Raw genomic sequence first — 23003 nt, forward strand, 5'->3', positions numbered from 1 at the left:
TTACCCATCGCACAAAATTTCTGAACAATTACATCGAAATACTAAAACCAAACCTCAGCATCAGATCAACACCTGATACCACACGCCATTCTTTAGGAAATTTAACTGGTTTGGTTAATTAGATCGCGCCGCCCCACGCCGTGCACCACCGAAGTTACCGTGATCGGCATTCATACTCGGACCTTTAATTGAACTAGCTTTACGGTCAAAATGGCTATCTTGCTTTTGCTCTTCAGTTTGATCTGACAAATCAGCATTATGAACTTTCTTTACTGATTTAGCCGCCCTTGCTTTCGCTCGTTCACGCGCTCTAGCTTTCGTCATAAAATCTCACTCTCTGATAAGTATTTTTGAAGTATCAGTAGTTCAAACATCCATAAACAAAAATTTTAAGTGGAATAATTTTGATAAAAATATCTGAAAAATAAATATCAAAACAACATTCATACCATAATTTCTTATAAAAATATTTAAATCAACGACACCATTGGGCGCTTTATTCAATTAATTGTAAAGATAATATTTGATCAAATCAATTAAATACAATCAAAATAATATAATTACTTTAAAGTAATTCTAAATTTATCTCAAACATCGGGACTATGTTTGACACTGCCTGCACATGATTAACAATTGCCCAATACTCTTATTAATGGCATTGTACATATCTCGCTCGTAGTGTGTTCCTTGCCGTGTAAGTTCCGATGACAAAAGATGTTATCACATTAGCCCCCATAACCTTGCCGTCGGATAAAGCCGATATCCTGTTAACGCAAGGCTTGGAGTGGTGGCAAAATTCTGGCGGCATTATAGGCCGCGATCAGGCAACCACACGCATACTGGAAAACTTGCAGATATCGGTTATCCAGCGGGAAGACCGTATCCCCCCGCTTATTCATGCCGGAAATACATCGGTAACAGCTCAGGTATTTGGCCATAACTGGGCGGAAACTTGTACAGGGTCGACCCTTCCCGATGCTGAATTTGATTTGGCTGTCACAGAATCCTATATCAAGGTTCTTGAAGACAACAAACCTGTTGCCCATGAAGTCGTTGCACCACTGGTTCACCCTGTGAAGGGAAATTGTTTGGTCAGCTACCAGCGTCTGCTTTTACCTTGTCGGTTCAAGAGTGGCGGAAATGTTATCGGGAGTATAACAAGCCTGAAATCATTTTATGTTGAGCAAGATATTCCAGGTCATGGCGCCCCATCCACACCAGCCAATCGCTAGGATCGATCTCGCGTGGTTGCTCCACCCAATGGGATCCAATAGGTTCACAATGAAAGTACCCTTCTTTCAGCGCAAAGCCAGATAAACAAAGCTTTTCTCGCATAAACCCATAAACAAAATCCGGCGCCCATTTCAGTAACGCAACTGACAGGGCGAGATGGGACATAATCCCTCCCAAATTCAATCGGGCACAAGAACGATCAACCCAAACATCACCATGATAGACAACTCTTCCGTTAATACGTTGTGCGCCGGGGCTTGATGTCGTCATAAGTTTTCCACCATGCAAGCGCTTGAGCTGCTGCTGCCATAGAGTTGCCAAATTGGTCTCCCCCAGCTCAGAAAGACGCATGACCTGTGTACTGACAGTCCTCCCGTCTTGATCGAAACCTCTGATCCAAAAACCATCTCGAGGCAGAATATCGAAGTATTTGGTACTAAATGGCTCGGAAAGGCGTTTTCTATCTTCAATAGAATTACAAATCCTTTCCAGTTCCTGAAAGTCTTCGCACATTTCTATCGCGATCCCCCTATCAGATAATGTCGTTTCTATATCTGACATCTTCTTTGTTACAGCTTGTATTATTCTTACTTTTTGCATTCGAACACCCTCACTCCCCAGCAGTTAAGAACAGCATCTCAATCAATAACAGATAGTGATTTTCCTAAAGACAGCGAGAATGGCTGCCCAGAATCTGAAAGAACACACCATACAGGAAACAAGATTTTGCGGGGGAAAATGACGCCAGAAAGATCACAATTCCGTGGGTTAATAACTTTATCCTGCTAAGCGAACTGGAAATAGATTACCGTAACGCTTTCGAGCAAATGATCTGTCGAGATTTTATGATAAAGCAAATAATTCCTGCGTTATTTCTTTTCCCCGTTTTCACATCGGGCGCTTCTCACGTTGCGCTCTCTGAAACAGAAAATAATCTTTGCGGACAGATTGGTGACCCGTGCCAAGTTAAGCTTGGTTCATACAATATCTCTCTCCCCAATGTTGCAGGCTCAGGTTCAGGCTCAGCTTCTGGCACAAAAACACATACCAGTATTCCCGCGATTATTTTTTATCACGGGGCCGGAAGGTCTGGGGCTGACACACTAAAGAACACGGCCATGATCAAGACCATGAATGATCGTGGTTATGCCGTTATTGCACCTAGTGGTCTTAAGCGACCCAACTCTCGTTTCGGACCGGGATGGTCTTTTATTCCTCAACGTAAAAAAATGCGCGATGAGCTCGCCTTTACGTATGAAGTTTTAGATGATGCATCTGTCAGGTTTAACATTGATAGAGACAGAGTGTTGATAAGCGGCTTTTCCATCGGCGGGTCTCTCGTTTGGTATTTGGCTTGTCAGGACAATAGAGTTGCCGCCGCCTATGCGCCCATTGCGGGGGCATTTTGGTCACCGGAACCAACTGCAAAAGAGTGCAGCGGCCCTATAAAGCTGATGCAAACACATGGGTGGCGCGATAAAACCGTTCCCCTGGAAGGCCGCCCTCTCGGTGGAGGCACGATCCAACAAGGCGATGTATTCCATAGTCTTAAAGTTATCCGGGAAGTCAATCAATGCGAAGGACTACGGGCAGATGAATTTGACACCAGTTCCACGACACCTGGCTCGGCCCTCTTTTGGCAGCGTTGGTGGACCCGGTGCAATCCGGCAAGCAACTTACGATTAGCCCTTCATACCGGGGGGCATTCCATTCCAAAAGGCTGGGCAAAAATGGCCCTGGACTGGTTTGAGAAAGTCACCACACCAACCAGTAAAACGAATTAATTCTTCTTGTTTTCAGTCAGACAAGAACAAGATTTCCGGACATTTCCAAAGCTGTTTCATCCATCAGATCTGCCTGATAGACAAACGTTGCTATTTCAACAAAATCCTGCCCTGATCCATTAACATCGACAGACAAGATAGAACTTACACCGTCATCTGTAATACGAACAAAGTCTTCGACGTTACTATCAAGTGGATCATAATCAATCAGAAGATCAGAGATATCCAGAATATCGCCCTCTTCTACCGAGAAATCGTATATTTTATCAACTCCGCTGAACGCACTCGCAGCTTCAAATACAAAAACATCTGCGCCGCATTGACCATGCAGAGAATCATTTCCGTCGCCGCCATAAATGATGTCATTCCCCATGCCGCCCAGTATCGTATCATCACCGGCCAATCCGTGAAGGATATCATCACCCTCGTTACCATCAAGCTGATTGCGGCCCTCATCACCCGTTAACTTATCGTCGTGTGAAGATCCGGAAAGGTTTTCTATGTTGATAAGAACATCGCCCTCGGCATCGCCGCCAATTTGTGTTTCACGTGTCAGCGCGACATCCACACCTGTTTCAGAATATCGGTATTTGGCATAGTCCTCTTGATCTCCTCCATCAATAATATCAGCGCCTTTTCCGCCTTCAATATTATCGCGACCAGCAAGGCCCTGAATATGATTGCTTTCATCATTACCAAACAGATGATCTGTATAAGCTTCAGAGTTGCCCCCAATTATATTCTCCACCGATGTATATTGATCTCCTTCGGCAACACCCTGCTCCCCACTGCCCCAATAAAGATCAACAGTAATACCAGTCGTCGCCTCACTATAATCAACCGTATCAATGCCGTCACCACCATTAATGGTATCAGCACCTAAGCCACCGATTATAACGTCATCACCACCCTTGCCATCAATGGTGTCATTACCGGCAAGACCATCAATAATATCATCTTGTTCAGTACCGATCAGAATATCATCCTGATTGGTACCTACAATATCACCGCTCAAGACCAGCTCAGGGATATCATAATCCTTGAGCTCAACCATGTAGGTATCAATATCAGTACTGCTACCGTTACCCCAATTACTGTTAAACAGAATTTTGGTAAAATCCTTGTTCACCGTAGCCTGTGGTTCTGTCCAGTAACCACCTTCCGTAGAATGATGGTTCGCAATATTGAATATCCTTGGGTTTTCAGTTAGCTCAACAGCAAATATTTTCTGATGAAGCCATTCTGAAGCCTCACTCTCATCATAGGTTGAAATGAGTACCCACCCGGGTTTGTCAAAGGCACGTCCGGAAAAGTGCATCGCTGTGACAGAGCCATTCAAATAACTGGGAAACAAGTCAACTTTTTCACCTGTTTGAATATCTATGTAAAAAACACTGCCCCCATTGGCTTGATAATCAATGGAAACAAAGGCGTCATGACCATTTGCGAGCTTCACAAGATCTGAATGTTCTGACCCGTGATGTAGCTGGACAAAGCTAGAGAAATCTTTTGTGTACGCCCGGGTTCCCAATCCTGATTCATGTGACCAGGATGCAATAACGTATTCGCCAGACGGGCTCATTGATACATAGTCAGGTCCTTCAGCTATACCATGTTCTGCAAAATCAAATGTACTGAGGATTTTATCCGTACTCTTGTCCCAAACAAAAATTCCTAATGTATTCCAACTATCATCTTGAGCCATAAAAGCCCATTTCTCCCCATCTTCTGACGGAGATCCCTCGTAACGAGATCGAGAGGCGAATAGATTATCCCAAGGCACACGACCATCAAAGTCGGCTAACTTAACCATTTCGTCGGTCACAACATTCATTTGATAAAACTCGTTATCAACACCATTCGTACCAACAAAATAGATGATATCTGGATTATCCACATCCCACTGTACTTCTGCCGCCCCCGCAGGACCTTGTAACTTTTTGATGTGTGTGCTTGTTTCCGGATCATAAAGGTGCCAATAGCCATCTTCAGCATGCGTCATGACCCTGCTTTCATCCGCGTTAAACGCTTGAATTCGTGAATAGTAACTACGGGCAAAACCAGAAGACGGGTCATTTTCATGATCTGTAATCCGGGTAACAGCCGTCCCATAAACCGGATCGATTATTGTTTGCCCCTGAGCTGGCTCGGAAACATCAGGAACTGGTTCAAAATTTTTCCCTTCTATCAAAGAGCTTTCTGCCAAAGAGCTTTCTGCTTGAACGGTTCCGCTTCTCTCAGGCACATTTTCATCACTGGTTGCGTCATCGTCCACTAGAGTAGATGTTTTGTGACGCAATAAAGAGCTGATAAAATTCCAGTCTCGGTTAACTTCGACATCAGGCAAAGTCTCAACTTCGACTTTGCCATCTTGATCCTGTTCTTGCGACATTTGTCTCCCCTTTTCAAAAAGAATGAAGTTAAATAATCACCATAAATATGCATATAAAATACATGTTATTAGATATAATAACGGCGTCCTAATGTAATTTTTGTGACATAGCACAAACCCTAAAAATCCAGGTTACATCAAGGCGATGGAACCGGAATCCTCAAACCGCTAATTCAGTACTCGCTAATCTCAAAGAGGAAATATTTTTAAAATTTTGACTAATATACAAAAAAATTAACACTCAATTTTTCAACACAAATTATAGCTAACACCTTGTCCTTCAAGTTGCACCATGCCCGACTGATGTCCTTGCTCTCTATATTGCAACAGCAGCTTTTGAGAAACATCAAGAGCAACCGAAATTGACTTAACCCACGGTAACTCACGCGTCAAAACCAGCATTCCTTCTGGGCCATACAAGGTAACGATAAAAGGTTTTGTCATCATTCTATCCTCTTAAATAAATTAAGAACAAAATAAGAACAAATTACTAAAATAATATTAACAAGGCACACTACTCAGCATTATAGCTCACTAATTTGAGATCCTCTTTCCAGGACAAAAAAGAAAAGCACCATATTTCCCTATACCTCTAGAGAGATATCACGTTAAGCTCTTTCTAACGTCGTTCCTTGAAACTATCTCAACGCATTCTCAGGATATGAGACAGGAAAACATATGATACTGCGCCCACTCTTAGCTATAATTCTTATCGTTGGGTTGTCAGCCTGTGCACAAACAAGACCATCAGCCTCTTTGAATAAGCACGAAAAATCTGTTGAGTTTGTCAAAATGATTTTCACAGATAAATTCATCAAAGATGCCTTGTTGGAATCATTTCTAGAATACAAAGCAGAAAATGAAGTAGCCGCAGTCCGTTTGCCTGATAAAGCGCTGGAAGAGATGAATACACTCATAACAGAGGAAATGATCAAAAACAGAGCCAGCCTTATCAACAAAATCGCAATAATTTTCACAGAAGAATTTACCAACGATGAAATCATTGCCCTCCACAGCATAAAGGATTTAGAGTTACTGCAAAATGCGCACGCAAAGTTATTAAAGAACAAAGGCACTGCAGGACTCACCCGACAGGAAATTGATGCCTTGGCAAATATAAAAAATCCTGAATCTTTTATTACCGCCCTCCCAAAACTAGAAAAGCTGGAAAGTCGAATAGAAGCAACCGGAGAAGAATTTGCCGCTGAAATTCTTCCAAATATTCTACCTCAACTTCTGATCATTCTGGAAGAGAACGAGCCACTTCTTGGTGCGTTCTTGTTTACAACAATGCCAAACTTCAACAGAAATATATAACTCTCCCCCCCCAAATATATCTTCTTAGGTTCGATAAATGCTTCTTGATCAGAAAACTCTCGATAAGCTCGCTTCATTTCGGCATGAATTACACCGTTACCCCGAAATTTCAGGCGAGGAGAGAGAAACGAGCGACCGGATCGCTTCTTTTCTTGAACAGTATGATCCTGATAAAATTATCCGCAACCTCGGTGGGTATGGATTAGCCGCCATATATAATGGCAGAGAAGCAGGACCTACAGTCCTCATCAGATGTGAGCTTGATGGGCTGCCGATCACTGAAACTGGCAACTTACCTTACCAATCAACACATCAGGGCAAAGGGCATCTGTGTGGTCATGATGGTCATATGACAATAATCGCAGGTCTTGCTACTTTGTTAGATCGAACACGTCCAGCCAAAGGACGTGTCGTTCTTTTGTTCCAACCGGCGGAAGAAACAGGTGCGGGCGCGAAGGCCGTTATCAATGATCCCGAATTTTCCAGACTAACCCCTGATTATTCCTTTTCTCTCCACAATCTTCCTGGCCAGGCATTACACAAGGTCGGGATCAAAGAAGGTCCTTTTAACTGCGCATCCCAAGGCCTTTGGATTACCTTGGAAGGCAAGACATCACATGCGTCTCACCCCGAAGACGGCATCAGCCCAGCCACAGCAATGTGTGATTTGATTACAGCGTTTAAAGAGCTGCCAAATGCATCTGAATTTGCAGATAATTTTGCCCTTGTGACCATTGTTCATGCTCGTTTGGGCGAAGAAGCCTTTGGCATTACCCCGGGCTTTGCCAAAGTAATGGTTACACTGAGAAGTCAGACAGACAAAGTCATGTCTTTGTTGCAGGAAAAATCAGACGCTCTGATCAATGATGTGGCAAAAAAATACCGTCTGAATGCAGCCTATGGCTATGAGGATGTATTCGCAGCTTCGGTTAATGCCCCGGAAGCAACAGAACTACTTGAGACCGCATTCGCAGATGAGAATATCACACGTGATGAAATGCCTGCTCCAATGCGCTGGTCAGAAGATTTTGGACAGTTTGGTAAAATTAGCAACAGCGCAATGTTCACCCTGGGATCCGGCTTGAACCAACCACAACTCCACAATCCTGATTTTGACTTCCCTGATGAATTAATCGAAACAGGAACTAAAATCTTTCACAGAGTTATCAGAAATATCTTAGGCCCAAGAAATTAATAGAGCTCAGCAGCTAAAAGAAAAACAATTCTTTTAATTGATGTCCACCTTAGATATTCTCCTTTTAGCTTTAAAAAACTTCCTGCCTATATTTTTTTACCAATTAAATTACAAAATGTAATTAGATGGATCATTATGCACAGACATTACGGCGTTATTATTAAATGTTTCCTCTCAGCACTAATTATTGGAACCGTCACGCAATTAACTTCTACCGCAGGCTTTGTTCGATGGGCAGCCGCACAGGGAAATAATTTTAGCTCTAGTTATTGGACTATCGTTAAAGATCGATGGCACACCGATGGTTTAACAACATTTTTAATTTGCATGGCATCAAGCCTGATTATTTATTTAATAATCAGAAAATTCACAACTCAGCAAGAAACTGCAGAGAAGATTATCACCTGGTCCCTCATACCAATCACACTGATCTATAGCGTGATCATGTATCCCAACTTCTCCGACTATTTGTTATAAGCTTAAACTTACGGTCTAAAGGACAAGAACATTATCAGGCTATCCCCGGATAGCCTGCTCCAGATCCTCGATCAGATCCAGAACATTTTCGATGCCGATGGAAAAGCGCAGCAAGTCATCAGGCACAAGTGTTCCCTCGCCTTCTACTAGCGCTCTGTGTTCAACCAGACTTTCCACCCCACCCAATGATGTAGCTCTGACAAAGCGTTTCAAGCGGCCCATAATTGCTGCCGTTTTTTCTTTTCCACCTTCAAAGCGGATGGAAAGCATTCCACCAAAACCATCTGTCATTTGTTTCGCGGCTACTTCGTGATTGGCATGCGATGCAAGCCCTGGGTAAATCACTTCCTTCACACCAGAAAATCCATCAAAATATTGCGCCAGTTTCATCGCGTTCTCGCATGCTCGTTCTACACGCACATGCATGGTTCTCATCCCACGAAGTAAAAGCCAACTTTCAAATGGTCCTAAAATCCCGCCTTGTTGAGCACGGAGCTTACACAGACGTTCCCACCGTGCATCTTCTTGCGCAGTAATCAAAGCACCAGCAACAACATCACTATGCCCATTGATGTATTTTGTCGCGGAATGAAAGACAAAATCAGCCCCGTATTCTATCGGCTTTGTGATCAACGGTGTTGATACAGTGGAATCAGCAACCAACTGCGCACCAACAGAATGTGCAAGATCAGCTGCTTTCTGAATATCAACGACTTCCCAAGTTGGGTTGGCAGGTGTTTCAATCCATAAAATTTCGGTTGGTGCGGCCTTAACAACCGTCACCATATCTGCTTCGTTCCGAGGATCATAAAAGGCAAGTTTGATGTTCCAGTCTTCACAAAAAGAAATGAGCCAGGCACGAAGAGACCAATACATCACCGTCGGTGCGACAATACGATCCCCTGGGCGAAGCGTTTGCACCAATGCTGTTGCAGCTGCCATTCCTGAAGCAAAGAGCTTGCATGATGCGCCATCTTCTAACTCACAAAGAATGGCTTCTGCCATTTCAGCATTTACGCTCTGGTCTCGTGCGTAAATGCGATTACTGTCATAGAGATCGCCCTGTTCATTCCGGGCAAAAGTTGTTGAGGGTTGGATCGGCGGAACAACTGAACCGCTGTCTTTATCCAGATAATGCCCAGCTTGAGCCAGAAGCGTCTCAACGTTACTTTTTTTACCCATAACCAACTCCCATGAAGATTTTGCAAAAGAATAGGGAGAAGAAAAGAGAATGAAAACTCTTTGTTTGATATCTCTCGGATTATTTCCCCATACAGAAAAAATATCGTGAGCGATCAACGGAACTTCATCAGATTAATTTCGTAAAGTTCAAAACCGCATACATTGATATAGGCTAACCAACTACAGGGAACTGTTGAAAGAAAGAGGCATCAACAAAACCAATCAAGTACGCCCTGTTGGCTCTCCGTTTGCGAACAAGCGCTTTCCCTGCTCATCAATAATCTGCCGCCCTTTTCGGTATATAAACGTCACGGCTTCCTCACGTGTGGGAAAAGTATCGGCCCTTAGAAAGAAACGCTCCATATCTGGCTCATCCGGGTTATCACTCACCTTTTTAATGTATCCAGACAAACGCCATTGCCCACTATCAGCCTTATCCGGTGCAGCAACAATCGCGAACCCTTCATAAAGTACAGGCTCTTCCTTTGGTTCAACCTCTTTTTTATCCGAAGAGGAAAATCCAAACAGCTTAGAAAAAAATGACATTTAAACCTGACCTCACATAAACATACAAAATTAATGTATGTACTAATTATTTTACATTATCTCAAAGTTTCATTCGTGAAACATTTGCTAACGAAACTTCTCTGACATGACTTTAGCGTTGGTTACACACAAAATCCACAGTTCCAGGCACCATCCAAGAAATTCAAATGAAGGAAACATTCTGTTTGGATTTCACAGTAAAGTTAAGGATTTCATTACACCCCCTATTTATACTCTAGTGAAACTTATCATTGAAAGCACCCAAGAGTGACAGAAAGCAGATACGAAGTACTCAGATACTATTCAGTAACATCCAAAGAAGAACTCATTGGGTTAAGTAATCGCGCACTTATGGAATGGTGGCTTTCTTTTGCCCCAAAAACGCCTCTTAAAAGTGACTTTGATATTCTGGAACATATTGATCTGGTACCCGATATTTTTCTCGTTAAAAGACTTAATGAGACTGATTTTGAATTTCGTGTTCACGGTGAAAGTGCAAATAACATTTTCGATGAAGACATCGGTAAAATTATTAGTACTCAAGGCCCGCAAAACAATGATAGAGAACGTAAAGATGTCCAGTTAGCTCAGTACTATGTGGAAATTTTAAACCAACCATCATGTGTACGAAACGAGGGTATCCTCTCTTTTCTAAAAAAGAAAAACGTCAAATTTGAATCCCTTGACTGCCCCCTGTTAGATGAACAAGGAAACCTCGCATATATAATTGGAACAATTACCATTTTGGGTCAAAATAAAGGACATTCTTAGCCAATTTATACTTACATTTTTTTTAAATAGGCGTTCCCTTTACAGTACTTGCTAAACCAAGTCCCTCCAGCACTCTCTTCTATAAATTTGATATCAGCCCCACCTGCTGATACACCCAGCAGACCAATGTTAGCATCAAGTTTTCCATCGAGATTAATTTTGCCCCAGAAATCAGCCATGGAGCTTCCTTTTTGGTATATCTTACCAACAATTTGGCCATATTTGACTTGAAATTCAGTAGTCACGCCAGCACAGTCTGCCCCTTTTGCCTCAAGTGTTCCACTCCACATGCCATCAAACACGGTAGGTGTTCCCGAAGTTGGCAATTTCGGTCCAGCACAGGCAGAAAGAAAAATATTAACAAGAATAACTAAACCTAAATACACAACGTTAGCGTTCTTCATAAAACACCCCAAATAACCAATAAAAACAACATTTTAAAATAAAAGGAGCACTTTCAAGTACTTGAAAGCGCTCCGATAAACATTACTGATGCTTTGTTATACTACCCGGCAAGCTTCTTTTTAAGCAACTGGTTCACCATACCGGGGTTGGCTTTACCGCCTGTTGCTTTCATTGTTTGACCAACAAACCAGCCAATCAGCTTTTCATTACCACCACGGAAAGCTTCGACCTGATTAGGATTAGCTGCCATGATTTCATCAATTGCGGCTTCAATCGGTCCTGTATCCGTGATTTGTTTCAGGCCTTTTTCTTCAACGATGGTATCGGCATCTTTGCTGGTTTCCCACATCACCTCAAAGACTTCCTTGGCGATACGTCCTGAAATTGTGTTGTCTTTGATCAAACCTATCAGACCACCAAGTTGTTTGGCTGAAACAGGGGACGCATCCAAAGAAAGGCCACTTTTGTTCAGCGCACCAAAAAAATCACCCATCACCCAATTCGCTGCCAGTTTTGGATCACGGCCTTCAGCAACTTCCTCGTAGAACATCGCTTTTTCACGATCAGCTACCAGAATACCCGCATCGTACGCAGACAGACCAAAGTCGTTGATGAACCGCTCTTTCTTTTCATCAGGAAGTTCCGGGATCGTCGCTTTGATATCTTCAACCCATGCCGGATCAAGAACCAATGGCAACAGATCAGGATCAGGGAAGTAACGATAATCGTGCGCTTCTTCCTTGCTTCTCATTGAACGTGTCGTACCGTTACTCGCATCAAACAGGCGAGTTTCCTGAACGATTTCGCCGCCCTCTTCCAGGATTTTCACCTGACGTTTGGCCTCATGTTCAATGGCTTGCTGAACATAACGAATAGAATTCACGTTCTTCGTTTCTGTACGCGTGCCCAATTCATCTCCTGGTTTACGTACGGATACGTTTACATCAGCACGCATAGAACCTTCGTCCATGTTGCCATCACAAGTGCCGAGGTAACGCAAGATAGATCGAAGCTTGCGCAAATAGGCCCCAGCTTCTTCAGGAGAACGCAAATCCGGCTTGGAAACGATTTCCATCAAGGCCACACCAGAACGGTTCAGGTCGATGTATGATTGTGTTGGGTGTTGATCGTGAACGGATTTACCAGCATCTTGTTCCAGATGCATACGTTCAACACCAACCTCACGAACATCACCACCTTCTAGATCCAGCGTAATCGTGCCTTCACCAACAATTGGTTCAAGGAACTGAGAAATCTGGTAGCCTTGGGGCAGATCAGCGTAAAAGTAGTTTTTACGCTCGAACACAGATTTCATATTGATCTGTGCTCGAAGACCAAGGCCGGTACGAACGCCTTGCTCAACAACTTCTTTGTTCAACACAGGCAACATACCAGGCATCGCAGCATCAACCAATGACACGTGATGGTTAGGATCAGCCCCAAATGCCGTTGCTGCACCAGAGAAGAGTTTGGACTTTGAAATGACCTGAGCATGAACCTCTAGCCCGATAACAACTTCCCACTCGCCTGTATTTCCTTTGATACGATAGCTCATGTTACTTACCTCCCGCCATTAGCTGCGGTAGGGCAGAGAAACCAGCAGCTTCTTCGACAACGCCTGCAACTTTCAAGACAGTCTCTTCATCAAAAGCTTTACCAAGCAATTGCAGACCAAGAGGCGTCCCCTCACTGGAAAGACCTGTTGGCACGGATATACCCGGTAACCCGGCCAAGCTGGCAGGAACGGTAAAGACATCGTTCAAGTACATGGCAATAGGGTCATCCATCTTTTCACCAATACCAAATGCAGGGCTTGGTGCTGTTGGTGTCAGGATTACATCTACACTTTCATAAGCTTTTTTGAAATCATTCGCGATCAAGGTACGAACACGACGCGCTTTGTTGTAATAGGCATCGTAATAACCTGCAGACAGAACATAGGTTCCGATCAGGATACGACGTTTAACTTCATCGCCAAAACCTTCACCACGGGTACGTTCGTACATATCATCAAGGCTTTCACCATCAACGCGCAGGCCATAACGCACGCCGTCATACCGTGCCAGATTTGATGAACATTCTGCTGGTGCGATAATATAATAGGCAGGCAGCGCATATTTGGTATGCGGAAGGCTGATCTCGACAGGCTCTGCGCCCGCAGACTTGAGCCACTCGATCCCCTGTTCCCAGGCTTCATCAATTTCTTTTGGTGTGCCGTCCATGCGATATTCTTTTGGAATACCCACTTTCAACCCGCGAATATCGCCTGTCAGTGCTTTTTGATAGCTCGGCACATCAAGCTTAACGGATGTGGAGTCTTTGGCGTCATAGCCAGCCATCGCTTCCAGCATGATTGCCGCATCGCGCACAGAACGTGTCATTGGGCCAGCCTGATCAAGAGACGAAGCAAAGGCAACAACGCCCCAACGAGAACAACGACCATACGTTGGCTTTAGACCTACAATACCAGAAAACGCAGCGGGCTGACGGATCGAACCACCTGTATCAGTCCCCGTTGCCGCCATTGCTGAACGTGCCGCTACAGACGCAGCAGAACCACCGGATGATCCTCCAGGTGTGAGCTGTGCATCACTATCTTTACGCTGCCACGGATTGATGACATTACCGTAGTAGGACGTAATGTTTGCAGAGCCCATGGCAAACTGATCAAGGTTGGATTTACCCAACATCACGGCACCGGCATTCCATAGATTACCGGATACTGTTGATTCATACGTCGGGACAAAACCGTCAAGAATACGTGACGCCGCTGTTGTTTGCGTCCCTTCGGTACAGAAGAGATCCTTCATTGCAATCGGAATTCCCTCCATCAAACCGGCGTCGCCAGCGGCGCGCTTCTTATCAGAAGCATCGGCCATTTCGAGCGCGATTTCAGGGGTCTCAACGATATAGGCATTAAGCTCGCGGGTTTCTTCCATCGCACTGATATGCGCTTCTGTTAGTTCACGCGCAGAAAAATCGCCTTTTTCCATGCCATCAAGAGCATCAGAAATTGTCAGATTATTAAGGTTACTCATTATTCGACCACCTTAGGAACAGCATAGAAACCATGGGCAGACTCAGGGGCATTTTTTGTCACCCGGTCAACATAGTACCCGTCATTGATCACGTCCTCACGTAAAGGCTGGGTCATTTCGACAACAGATGTCATTGGCTCAACACCATCTGTGTCCAGTTCAGAAAGTTGTTCAATCCAGCCAAGGATTTGGTTCAATTCTCCGGTCAGCTCTTCTTGCTGCTTTTCATCAACCCGGATGCGCGCCAGTCTGGCAATTTTCGCTACCGTATTTTTGTCGACAGACATACTCGGTTCCAATCTTCTATGGATATCGAAGGTATCACGTATTAAATTCGAGCGGAAAATAGCACTCACCCGCCCAAGCTGCAACGCCTGCAGAGCGCTTTTTATCAAGTAAAATTGCTTTTCTATTATTCTACAACGGATGTTGTCGAAAAGGGCCCCAAAATGGCAAAAAAAATGACCCAAGAAAACGTGTCCGGAAATGGGTCCAAGAAATAGACAGTCCTAGACTGCTCAATTAACCGAAAGACATTTGTTTTGTCTCAACCAAATTACCACAGACAAACAAATTTCAGATTGGTAACTTAGAGATCTCATCTTGGCGATTGATCTGAGATTATGGACGGAGGCTGACTTGGACACCTGAGAATAAAAATCGCAACACAAAGCAAACATAAACCGATAAGACCAAGCCCCCATAATGGAACGACTTCTTTATAAGCCACGTAGCCCAAGCTGGCACTCATCATCGTAATTGCCAAAGCCTTCGCTTTAACAGGGATCACCCGGTAACAATCCCAATTCCGAACCATCGGTCCAAAGAGATGATGTTGATAGAGCCAGTTATGAAACCGTTCGGAAGAGTGTGAAAAAGCCCACAAGGCAACAAGTAGGAAAGGTGTTGTCGGCAATAAAGGCAAGACCATCCCGATAAGACCAAGCGCAACGCATAACCAACCCAAGCCAATCAAGCACACACGTCGAATACCCGTTTTTTTAGGTTTCGTATTCTCTGCCAAATCAGGTTTCGACATAAATTCCAGAAAGCCTTTAAGTGTTATTAAGTACAAGTAGGAGATTATTTAGATAAGCAAGGTCATTAAAACAAGGAAGCCAGCAACCCTAACAAACTATAATTAAAAGTTCTTTATCGTGATGTACGTGCTCCAGATAACAATCTCAATCCTTAGAGCGATAGATACCAAAAGCTTTACAAAAAAGCTCAAAGGAACCCGGACAGAGGAGATACATTAAACAAAATCGGATGTAACAACAAAGCAAGCCCCAAACTCAAAATAGCAAAAATAACCCCGAGAAGATCTTTCCATGTTGGTCGGCAGTTTCCACCCTTTATGAGACCAACAAAAGGTATGTTTGATGTTCCGCTGGATATTTCAATCCAGTTTTCTTCTCCCAGCAAACGTCTTTTCCGACGATCGACAATAAACATACCGCCGACAGAAAGGAGAAATAAACCGATAAAGAACAGAACTTCAGCCAAACCACCGTTTGCAAAAAGATGCGCCCCGGCCCACAGCGCAAAGCCCCATAGGATCGGATGCCGAACAATTCCAACTATTCCCATACACGCTTTGTCGTACCCATTGCTCGGCCCAATAGAAAGTGGGTTGGGGCGTAAAAAGCCGACCACAAAGAACAGAAGTGAAAATGGCATAATGTGGGCAGTCGTTCTAGCGGCCCAAGGTTCAAACGGCCACACCTCAATATAAGGAGCTGCCCAAACTTCATGGATAAGCCAAATCAAAACGCCCGTAGAGATAAGAGAATAGAGAATATAATACCCCGCTTTCCCCAACAGACTAATAAGGGCTTGCTTTACCCGACGCATGGGTGGAATTGAATGCAACAGTAAAAAAACGAGAAAAGAGCCGATTAGCCCCCCAAATCCACCAAACATATGCTTTCCGTTTCACATCAACTAGGGTAAATACAAGACACTTATGACCCCGTTATGACAAAGCAACTATCTCTAATCCATAGGACACGCTGTCGCGCATCAAAACTAAGCCACGTGTGGTATATTTGAATTGTTATTTTCCTACAAACAAGTCAAAAATCAGGATGAATAGATCGTCGCTCCTGAGATAACCTTTGCGAGATTATCTCAAAATCATGTGACAAACCGGAACAGATAGGCCAATCAAAGTGCAAGAATTAGATATATACGATCTCCCTGACCTCGTTGACCGCAACAAACGCTTGCTTGGCCTGGATCCAGGTACAAAAACCATCGGCATTGCAGTCTCGGATCGTGATTTCAAGGTTGCTTCACCGGTAAAGACAATTAAGCGCACAAAATTCAAAAATGATGCCCAAGAGCTTAAAGAAATTTGTGATGACAAAAACATTGGTGGGATCGTAATCGGATTACCCGTTAACATGGACGGATCAGAAGGCCCTCGTTGCCAATCCGTCAGAACACTCGCGGACAACCTGCGGACAATTGCCGGCTTTGAAATACCCATCGTCTTTTGGGATGAAAGAATGTCAACATCTGCTGTAGAACGTTTCTTGATCGGGGAAGCCGATATGACTCGCAAACGCCGCGCTGAGGTTGTCGATAAAGCTGCTGCGGCCTATATTCTTCAAGGAGCATTGGATGCAATCCAACGCCAGAATAACATTAATCATTAAATAACACGAATAATCATAAAACAATTCCCTCATTACGGGTATGCATAAATTGCATAAAAAGTAAGATTAATCCTTAAATGAATTTGAATTTATAATAATACAACGAAAAGAGTTCCCTATTTTACAAGAAAGCTCTTTCCCCTAAAAAATACCTCAAATCCAAATCGATAATTCGTCCCCTCATCTTGCTTCCTGACAGGATATCCGTACTTATACGAATGTTTACATTCTCGCATTGCGGGTACTTTCTCTCCCGCATCCACACAAAAAACGTACTTACATCTGTTTTAGCTCGCTAAAAATTTCTTAAAAGAGAAACCTGTCAAAAAGGAAAGCAAAATGTTTAGCCTGGAAACCGGCAGCGTTATTGTTATACCCATTTTTCTTGTCAGTTTATGGGTCGTAGCAAAAATCTTTCAAAGTGAAGAAAGGTCTGCTGTTAAGGTCCTATGGACAATCACAATTTTTATTTTGCCCGCCCTTGGTTGCGCATTGTGGTATTTCATTGGCCCCCGTAAAGAAAGCTTACATCAGGAAAAACTGGGATTTCGCCGATAAAACCCTATATATTCGTAATCATACGAATATCATTTCTGTAAAATAAGATTTACTTTTCCTGCAAGTGATAACAATGCTTTAAATAGAAAGGCATCAAAATGTTTGGCTTCGAATATGGTGGCATCCTGGGTCTCTTGCTTTTGGTTGCAAATATCTGGGCAATTGTGAAAATTTTCCAAAGCGGCGCAACGACAGGCTCGAAAGTACTCTGGATTGTTCTTATCCTGCTCTTACCAGTAATCGGGCTTATTCTATGGTTCTTGATGGGCCCTAAATAGCCCCCCCACGGCTCAAATCGCCTTTTGCTGCGACAGAGAGCTCTCACTAGATTTTGGCCAGTTCAGGATTAAAAGCGTGCCCTTACCATGCTCGCTTTTAATTTCCATTGATCCGCCGTGCATCTCGCAAAGGTTTTTGGATATATATAATCCAAGGCCTGAGCCTTCGTGCTGTTTGCTGATTGAACTGTCTCCCTGGTAAAAAACCTGGCCAATTCTCTCCATATGCTTTTGTTCTATTCCAACGCCAAAATCCTCTATTAAAATTTTGGCGTTGGCATCATCCCCCATACGTACAGAGAAGTTGACAACCCCGCCTGGGTGAGAGAACTTCACCGCGTTAGCCAACAAATTTAAAAGCACTTGTTTTAACGCCCGTTGATCAGCATGGATGGGCGGAATATCATTATCAAAGTCGTAGTTAAGTGTTATCTTTTTCTCCCCGGCCTTAACAGAAATCAAGCGCCCAACAGCTTTTGCTACGGCACAAATATCCGTAGCCTCTGGATGAATTTTATAACTTCTGGCCTCAATCTTTGAAATATCAAGGATGTCAGAAATCAAGCTCAATAAATGCGTACCACTGCTGTGAATATCAGCGGCGTAATCTCTGTATTCCACCGGAGAAACCGGGCCATTTAGTTCTTTTTGTATGATGTCAGAAAAGCCGATAATTGCATTTAATGGCGTTCGTAATTCATGACTCATATTTGCCAAGAATTCTGATTTCGCTTTATTCGCAGCAACGGCTTCATCTTTGGCCAGCACCAAGTCCTGTTCGATTAAAAGTCTCTCATTTTTCTCCAGAACAAGTGATAGAAGATTACTTACGGACTGGGCAAAGGTAACCTCTTCTACGGCCCATTCGGCTGTGACCCCCTGACGCTTTACAGACAAAAAACCTTTTAGGTAATCATGCTGAAAAATACCAACAGTCAGAATGCACTCACCTTCATAGTTGCCGTAGATTAAATGCCAGAATTTATTCAGATAACTTTTTGCCACATCACTGGATGAAACCAAATGTCTGTCGGTCTCAATGCGAAGAATAAGTTCATTTAATTCGTTATCTCGAAGGGTTGGCAAAACTTCTGCATGTTGATCAGGCGCAAATAGATAACGACTATGGCAATGAGCCTCTTCCCTATTTCCATCAAACAACCAAATCGTAGCTTCATCAGCTTTCAACGTACGACTTAAGATCTCTACCGACAGTTTTAAGCTGCTTTCACCTTGCTCGCTGGAGCGAAGATTTTCATCGACAAGAGATTTTAACCCCTGGGCTTGCTCTTCAAGTTTTTCCCTCTTGAATGCACGTATTGAAGCTTCATCCGTCAAAAGGGTGATGACTGAATGCCCCCTTTTGACAATGAGCCATATAATTAACGCCAGAAAAAGAAGGCCTGGCAATATCCAAGGTAAACTGTCCTCAAAAGAGCTTCCCCCTTTTAAAGTCAAATTCCAATCCATAGAACCAATTGGAATGCCCGATTTCGAAAACAAGAGGAATCCATTAACCGGTTCTTCTTTGGACAAGGGAGAAAACTTTAAATTCTTAATACCAAGATATTGCGCAAAAGAGAGTATTTCTGTGAATTCAACTCTGCGTACGAGTAATAGATATCCCTTGTGAGTTTGCCCTGAATCATCAAATTCATGACTATCCGGGTTAATCGCGCCAACTGAAATTATATAAAGAAGGTTATTGTAAACGATAAAGCTTCCCGAAGTTGCCGTTTCGGGCTGCCGGCGCTTAACATTTTGAATTAAATAGTTAACTTCACTTCTAATAGAATTTTTCAGATCTCGTTTATTAAGTAGGCTGGTATTACCAAGGTTAGGATTTTGATGATGAAAAATCTGATTTAGTTGACGATCAAGGACAACAACTTCTGCCAAGCTATTATTATGAGAGAAGGTATCCCCCAAGTTTTCTTTTGCCCAAGCAATCTCATCATCAACCAAAAGATTAAAATAAATTTCATCCCAATAACTATAATCATTAGCCAGATAGATCTGCTCTTTTAGATCCTTATTCAAAAACTCTTGAATCAGGTTTGCATAGTTCTCTTTGACAACAGTATCCTGTTTGTTGACAGCATACCAAAGTGCTCCGATCATCAAAGATAACGTCAGACCAATAACACAGGCAATCTGTATATAAAGCCCGTATACAATTAAGCGGCGTTTTCTATCCAAAATCGTTGCCTGCTTCAAAACCAATAACGCGAATGATAATCTATCCTAATAACTAACGAAATAATTATCAAACCCTTGTTTTAAAATATATAAAATTCATCTATTCAGGATTACTATCGTCATAATTTGAAAGTTATTGCGATAACGGCCTTATTCCCCAAAGCATCTTATGGGTGAAAAAAATTCTACTAAATGGGACAGTTTGAACAAAAGTAGGTGATCAGCACTTTGCCCGTTGCATCTGCTTCCCCCTCTTTTTAGACTTTCCATCTAACAATTGTTTTTGCCGTACAAAATTGGGTTCCCCCCAACTTAAGCTTTGAGGATATTCTTATGACCAAGCCTACTGGTCCTCTGTCAGGATTACGTGTTTTCGATCTTTCACGTATTATGGCGGGCCCAAGCTGTACACAAATGCTCGGTGATATGGGTGCTGATGTCATAAAAGTAGAACGTCCTGGCCAAGGGGATGATACGCGCAAGTGGGGCCCTCCTTTCCTCAAGGACAAAGAAGGCAATGACACAGACGAAAGCGCTTATTACCTGTCTGCGAATAGAAATAAACGTTCTATCAGTTTGGATATTTCTCAAGCTGAGGGGCAAAAACTGGCAAAACAGCTTATTGCGAAAAGTGATATTCTGGTTGAAAACTTCAAGGTCGGTGGGCTTGCCAAGTACGGCCTTTCCTATGATGACTTAAAGGAAGAATTCCCTAACCTTATATACTGTTCTATCACAGGTTTCGGCCAAACAGGCCCCTACGCTCCTCAGGCCGGGTACGACTTTCTCATTCAAGGCATGGGTGGCATCATGAGCTTGACTGGCGAACCCGATGGACAACCAATGAAAGTTGGCGTCGCCATCGTAGATCTGATGTGCGGGATGTACGCAAGCAATGCGATCCTAGCCGCTCTTCATCACCGAAACCAAACAGGCGAAGGGCAATACATCGACGTCTCGCTGCTAGATACCCAAATTGCCTGGCTTGCCAATCAGGGACTTTATTATCTGACGTCAGGCGAACTCCCGCCCCGTTTAGGTAACGGACACCCCAATATTGTTCCTTATAATGTTGTTCCCTCCGATAATGGTCACTTTATTCTCGCCATTGGAAATGATGGCCAATACGAAAAGTTCTGTCACTTTGCTGATTGCATGAACCTGTTTCATGATGAACGTTTTCATACCAATCAAAACCGCATTAGAAACCGGGACGAACTTTATTCTCTCATTGGTGACATCACATCCCAACACCCTTCAGAATACTGGATAGAAAACCTACCTCCTCTTGGCGTTCCCTGTGGACCGGTCAATGATATGAAAGGTGTTTTTGCACACCCGCAAACACAGGCCAGAGAGATGAAAATTTCGATGCCCCACCCAACAGCAGCACAAGGGTCCGTCGACTTAATCGGCAGCCCGATGAAATTCTCCCAAACCCCCGTTGATTACCGCAAATCACCGCCAAGCATGGGACAAGATACACAAGAGGTTTTGGAAGAACTGTTAAGAACAAAACCATTGGAGCTAAAAAAGCTAAAAAAAGGAGGCGTTATTTAACCTATAACGGCTAATTTTCTTTGACCGTTTTCAAAACCATGGGCTTAAAAACGCTTTAATTTTGGTCAATAAGTTCAAGAATCTGCGCTGCTGTTAACTCCAGCGGCGCGAAAGCATGTTTACCTATACGCCTGAAATATTTATCACTTTTTTCCATACGAACTGAATTTTCAAAACTGTCAGAAGGATTATCTTCTTCCTCTGTTATCTCACCTAACTGTGGGGCCGGTTTCAAAGCGGCTGGAAGCCTGGGTTCAGGATTTATACTCGGCGGGATTCGAATACCTTCAAGAGAAACATCCGATGGAATAAAAAACGTTCTTGGTATTTCATTTAAGAAATTACTGGGCGGTGAAAAATCTGCTCTAATGAGACGATAATTTTCGGGGACATATAAAAACTGGTCCATAATCTCACTTTTAGTATCTTCACTAATATTGCCATTAGATGCCGTTAAAACACTTACAGCCTCGTCACGATCAATTCTCAAAACCTCGCCCGTATTCCTAGCAGGTTCCACATACAACTCTTTATAAGGCTTCTTCCCCAAAAGCATGTTAGATGGTGAGTAAATTTTCCTGGCGTCCAGTCGCGATAGCCCTTGAGAAGGTGCATCTTTGCTTCTAATAACCGCTAGACTCATCGATTCTTCAATAACCATACGATCAGGCTTGCGCCCAAGATAGGCAGACACTTCTTTCTGAAAAACTTCCATCCCGGGTTCATTGTCCGGATACATTCTAAAAATTGGACAAACCGTTCCTTTCCCAACGTCATGAGTAATGACCAACTTGTTCGTTTTGTCGGGACTGTTGGCTATCGCAGACGGGATCATTGACAAAGAAACCACACCTTCAACCTTCACAGAATCAGGTACATTCAAATTCCAAACAACACCAGTATGAGATTGAAGGAATAAGAACACAGGTTTCTTAAATTCCCCAACACTTACATTAATTAAACCAGTTGGAACGCGCGCATCAGTACCGCTATCAATCTGAATTGGAGAGACAAAATCGCTGTACCCAGCCTTAACCCAAACAATAAGGGCATCCCTGGAAGGTCGTGCGATACCGCATAAACTGGATTGGCGAGAAGCACTAAGAAAATGCGGATGTTCTACTTCCGGGATCAGCCCAAGCGAGATACCAATTCCCTCCCAGAAAGATGCTGTTACCGATTTACCTGATTTAGACGGAATATCTTCGACAATCTCAATATGACTATCATTTTCAGTAAAACGAAATAAACCAAAGAAAACAGCAAAGCCGAGAAAAAAAACAAAAACAACAAGCCTCAAATCGCTCATATAAACATACCTAAATACTAATAGCTTATTCCCCTTCACATCACTACAACACAAAGTTGAATGCAATCTTAATTTTCAATCAAATTTCATATATTGCAC

Annotated in this window: 23 protein-coding genes; 9 read left to right on the top strand and 14 right to left on the bottom strand. The window is 43.2% G+C overall.

All coding sequences use genetic code 11. From position 1 onward, the window contains the following. Positions 1 to 114: 114 nt before the first annotated feature. The gene (locus BKB51_RS08355; protein WP_085900629.1) at positions 115 to 324 is read right to left on the bottom strand and encodes a hypothetical protein; all 210 of its coding nucleotides are present in this window, start codon (positions 322 to 324) and stop codon (positions 115 to 117) included. 380 nt (positions 325 to 704) lie between these two features. Between BKB51_RS08355 and BKB51_RS08360 the strand changes: the two genes are divergently transcribed. Further along, positions 705 to 1232, top strand: a complete 528-nt coding sequence (locus BKB51_RS08360; RefSeq protein ID WP_085900630.1) for a hypothetical protein — start codon at positions 705 to 707, stop codon at positions 1230 to 1232. On the opposite strand, the gene BKB51_RS20630 is transcribed toward BKB51_RS08360, so the two are convergent. Continuing rightward, positions 1144 to 1833, bottom strand: a complete 690-nt coding sequence (locus tag BKB51_RS20630) for a hypothetical protein (protein WP_125911810.1) — start codon at positions 1831 to 1833, stop codon at positions 1144 to 1146. The genes BKB51_RS08360 and BKB51_RS20630 overlap by 89 nt on opposite strands. Positions 1834 to 2078: 245 nt before the next feature. Here BKB51_RS20630 and BKB51_RS08365 point away from each other — a divergent pair, with 245 nt between their 5' ends. Next, positions 2079 to 3017, top strand: a complete 939-nt coding sequence (locus BKB51_RS08365; protein WP_158090180.1) for a CE1 family esterase — start codon at positions 2079 to 2081, stop codon at positions 3015 to 3017. 16 nt (positions 3018 to 3033) lie between these two features. On the opposite strand, the gene BKB51_RS21240 is transcribed toward BKB51_RS08365, so the two are convergent. Further along, positions 3034 to 5409 (bottom strand): calcium-binding protein, encoded by a 2376-nt coding sequence (locus BKB51_RS21240; RefSeq protein ID WP_085900632.1) that lies wholly within the window; start codon positions 5407 to 5409, stop codon positions 3034 to 3036. Positions 5410 to 5658: 249 nt separating this feature from the next. After that, positions 5659 to 5856, bottom strand: coding sequence for a hypothetical protein (locus BKB51_RS08375; RefSeq protein WP_085900633.1), 198 nt, complete (start codon positions 5854 to 5856; stop codon positions 5659 to 5661). A gap of 231 nt (positions 5857 to 6087) precedes the next feature. Here BKB51_RS08375 and BKB51_RS08380 point away from each other — a divergent pair, with 231 nt between their 5' ends. Continuing rightward, the gene (locus tag BKB51_RS08380; RefSeq protein ID WP_085900634.1) at positions 6088 to 6726 is read left to right on the top strand and encodes a hypothetical protein; all 639 of its coding nucleotides are present in this window, start codon (positions 6088 to 6090) and stop codon (positions 6724 to 6726) included. 37 nt (positions 6727 to 6763) lie between these two features. Continuing rightward, positions 6764 to 7921, top strand: a complete 1158-nt coding sequence (locus BKB51_RS08385) for an amidohydrolase (RefSeq protein WP_085900635.1) — start codon at positions 6764 to 6766, stop codon at positions 7919 to 7921. Positions 7922 to 8437: 516 nt separating this feature from the next. Here BKB51_RS08385 and BKB51_RS08390 read toward each other — a convergent pair. Next, a complete protein-coding gene (locus BKB51_RS08390) occupies positions 8438 to 9580 on the bottom strand; it encodes a trans-sulfuration enzyme family protein (RefSeq protein WP_085900869.1) in 1143 nt (380 codons plus the stop codon). Positions 9581 to 9802: 222 nt separating this feature from the next. Further along, positions 9803 to 10126, bottom strand: coding sequence for an HlyU family transcriptional regulator (locus BKB51_RS08395; protein WP_085900636.1), 324 nt, complete (start codon positions 10124 to 10126; stop codon positions 9803 to 9805). Between the two features lie 267 nt (positions 10127 to 10393). Here BKB51_RS08395 and BKB51_RS08400 point away from each other — a divergent pair, with 267 nt between their 5' ends. Beyond that, positions 10394 to 10897 carry a PAS domain-containing protein gene (locus BKB51_RS08400; RefSeq protein WP_085900637.1) on the top strand — a complete coding sequence of 168 codons (504 nt, stop codon included), beginning with the start codon at positions 10394 to 10396 and terminating at the stop codon, positions 10895 to 10897. 11 nt (positions 10898 to 10908) lie between these two features. Here BKB51_RS08400 and BKB51_RS08405 read toward each other — a convergent pair whose 3' ends face one another. The 6 genes from BKB51_RS08405 to BKB51_RS08430 all read right to left on the bottom strand — a co-directional run bounded on the left by BKB51_RS08405 (position 10909) and on the right by BKB51_RS08430 (position 16263). After that, positions 10909 to 11301: a hypothetical protein gene (locus BKB51_RS08405; RefSeq protein WP_085900638.1), complete on the bottom strand. Its 393-nt coding sequence runs from the start codon at positions 11299 to 11301 to the stop codon at positions 10909 to 10911. A gap of 101 nt (positions 11302 to 11402) precedes the next feature. Next, positions 11403 to 12857, bottom strand: a complete 1455-nt coding sequence (gene gatB / locus BKB51_RS08410; protein WP_085900639.1) for an Asp-tRNA(Asn)/Glu-tRNA(Gln) amidotransferase subunit GatB — start codon at positions 12855 to 12857, stop codon at positions 11403 to 11405. Position 12858: 1 nt separating this feature from the next. Continuing rightward, on the bottom strand, positions 12859 to 14340 hold the full coding sequence (gatA, locus tag BKB51_RS08415; RefSeq protein WP_085900640.1) for an Asp-tRNA(Asn)/Glu-tRNA(Gln) amidotransferase subunit GatA: 1482 nt from the start codon (positions 14338 to 14340) through the stop codon (positions 12859 to 12861). Continuing rightward, positions 14340 to 14627, bottom strand: a complete 288-nt coding sequence (gene gatC, locus BKB51_RS08420; protein WP_085900641.1) for an Asp-tRNA(Asn)/Glu-tRNA(Gln) amidotransferase subunit GatC — start codon at positions 14625 to 14627, stop codon at positions 14340 to 14342. The genes gatA and gatC overlap by 1 nt, the downstream gene beginning before the upstream one ends. A 311-nt stretch (positions 14628 to 14938) precedes the next feature. Then, entirely contained in the window at positions 14939 to 15379 is a 441-nt protein-coding gene (locus BKB51_RS08425; protein ID WP_085900642.1) for a YbaN family protein, read from the bottom strand. Between the two features lie 188 nt (positions 15380 to 15567). Continuing rightward, a complete protein-coding gene (locus BKB51_RS08430) occupies positions 15568 to 16263 on the bottom strand; it encodes an NnrU family protein (RefSeq protein WP_085900643.1) in 696 nt (231 codons plus the stop codon). 248 nt (positions 16264 to 16511) lie between these two features. Between BKB51_RS08430 and ruvX the strand changes: the two genes are divergently transcribed. The 3 genes from ruvX to BKB51_RS08445 all read left to right on the top strand — a co-directional run bounded on the left by ruvX (position 16512) and on the right by BKB51_RS08445 (position 17836). Next, positions 16512 to 17000, top strand: coding sequence for a Holliday junction resolvase RuvX (gene ruvX / locus BKB51_RS08435; protein ID WP_085900644.1), 489 nt, complete (start codon positions 16512 to 16514; stop codon positions 16998 to 17000). 339 nt (positions 17001 to 17339) lie between these two features. After that, complete coding sequence (locus BKB51_RS08440; RefSeq protein WP_085900645.1) at positions 17340 to 17558, top strand: PLD nuclease N-terminal domain-containing protein; 219 nt, start codon at positions 17340 to 17342, stop codon at positions 17556 to 17558. Between the two features lie 98 nt (positions 17559 to 17656). After that, on the top strand, positions 17657 to 17836 hold the full coding sequence (locus BKB51_RS08445; RefSeq protein WP_085900646.1) for a PLDc N-terminal domain-containing protein: 180 nt from the start codon (positions 17657 to 17659) through the stop codon (positions 17834 to 17836). A gap of 12 nt (positions 17837 to 17848) precedes the next feature. On the opposite strand, the gene BKB51_RS08450 is transcribed toward BKB51_RS08445, so the two are convergent. Beyond that, positions 17849 to 20035: a sensor histidine kinase gene (locus BKB51_RS08450; RefSeq protein ID WP_125911811.1), complete on the bottom strand. Its 2187-nt coding sequence runs from the start codon at positions 20033 to 20035 to the stop codon at positions 17849 to 17851. A 333-nt stretch (positions 20036 to 20368) separates the two neighbouring features. Between BKB51_RS08450 and BKB51_RS08455 the strand changes: the two genes are divergently transcribed. Continuing rightward, a complete protein-coding gene (locus tag BKB51_RS08455) occupies positions 20369 to 21595 on the top strand; it encodes a CaiB/BaiF CoA transferase family protein (RefSeq protein ID WP_085900648.1) in 1227 nt (408 codons plus the stop codon). A gap of 55 nt (positions 21596 to 21650) precedes the next feature. On the opposite strand, the gene BKB51_RS08460 is transcribed toward BKB51_RS08455, so the two are convergent. After that, a complete protein-coding gene (locus BKB51_RS08460; RefSeq protein WP_085900649.1) occupies positions 21651 to 22904 on the bottom strand; it encodes a hypothetical protein in 1254 nt (417 codons plus the stop codon). Between the last annotated feature and the right edge of the window lie 99 nt (positions 22905 to 23003).

Origin of the sequence: Kiloniella majae (assembly GCF_002118315.1) — a bacterium.
Lineage (GTDB): Bacteria > Pseudomonadota > Alphaproteobacteria > Kiloniellales > Kiloniellaceae > Kiloniella > Kiloniella majae.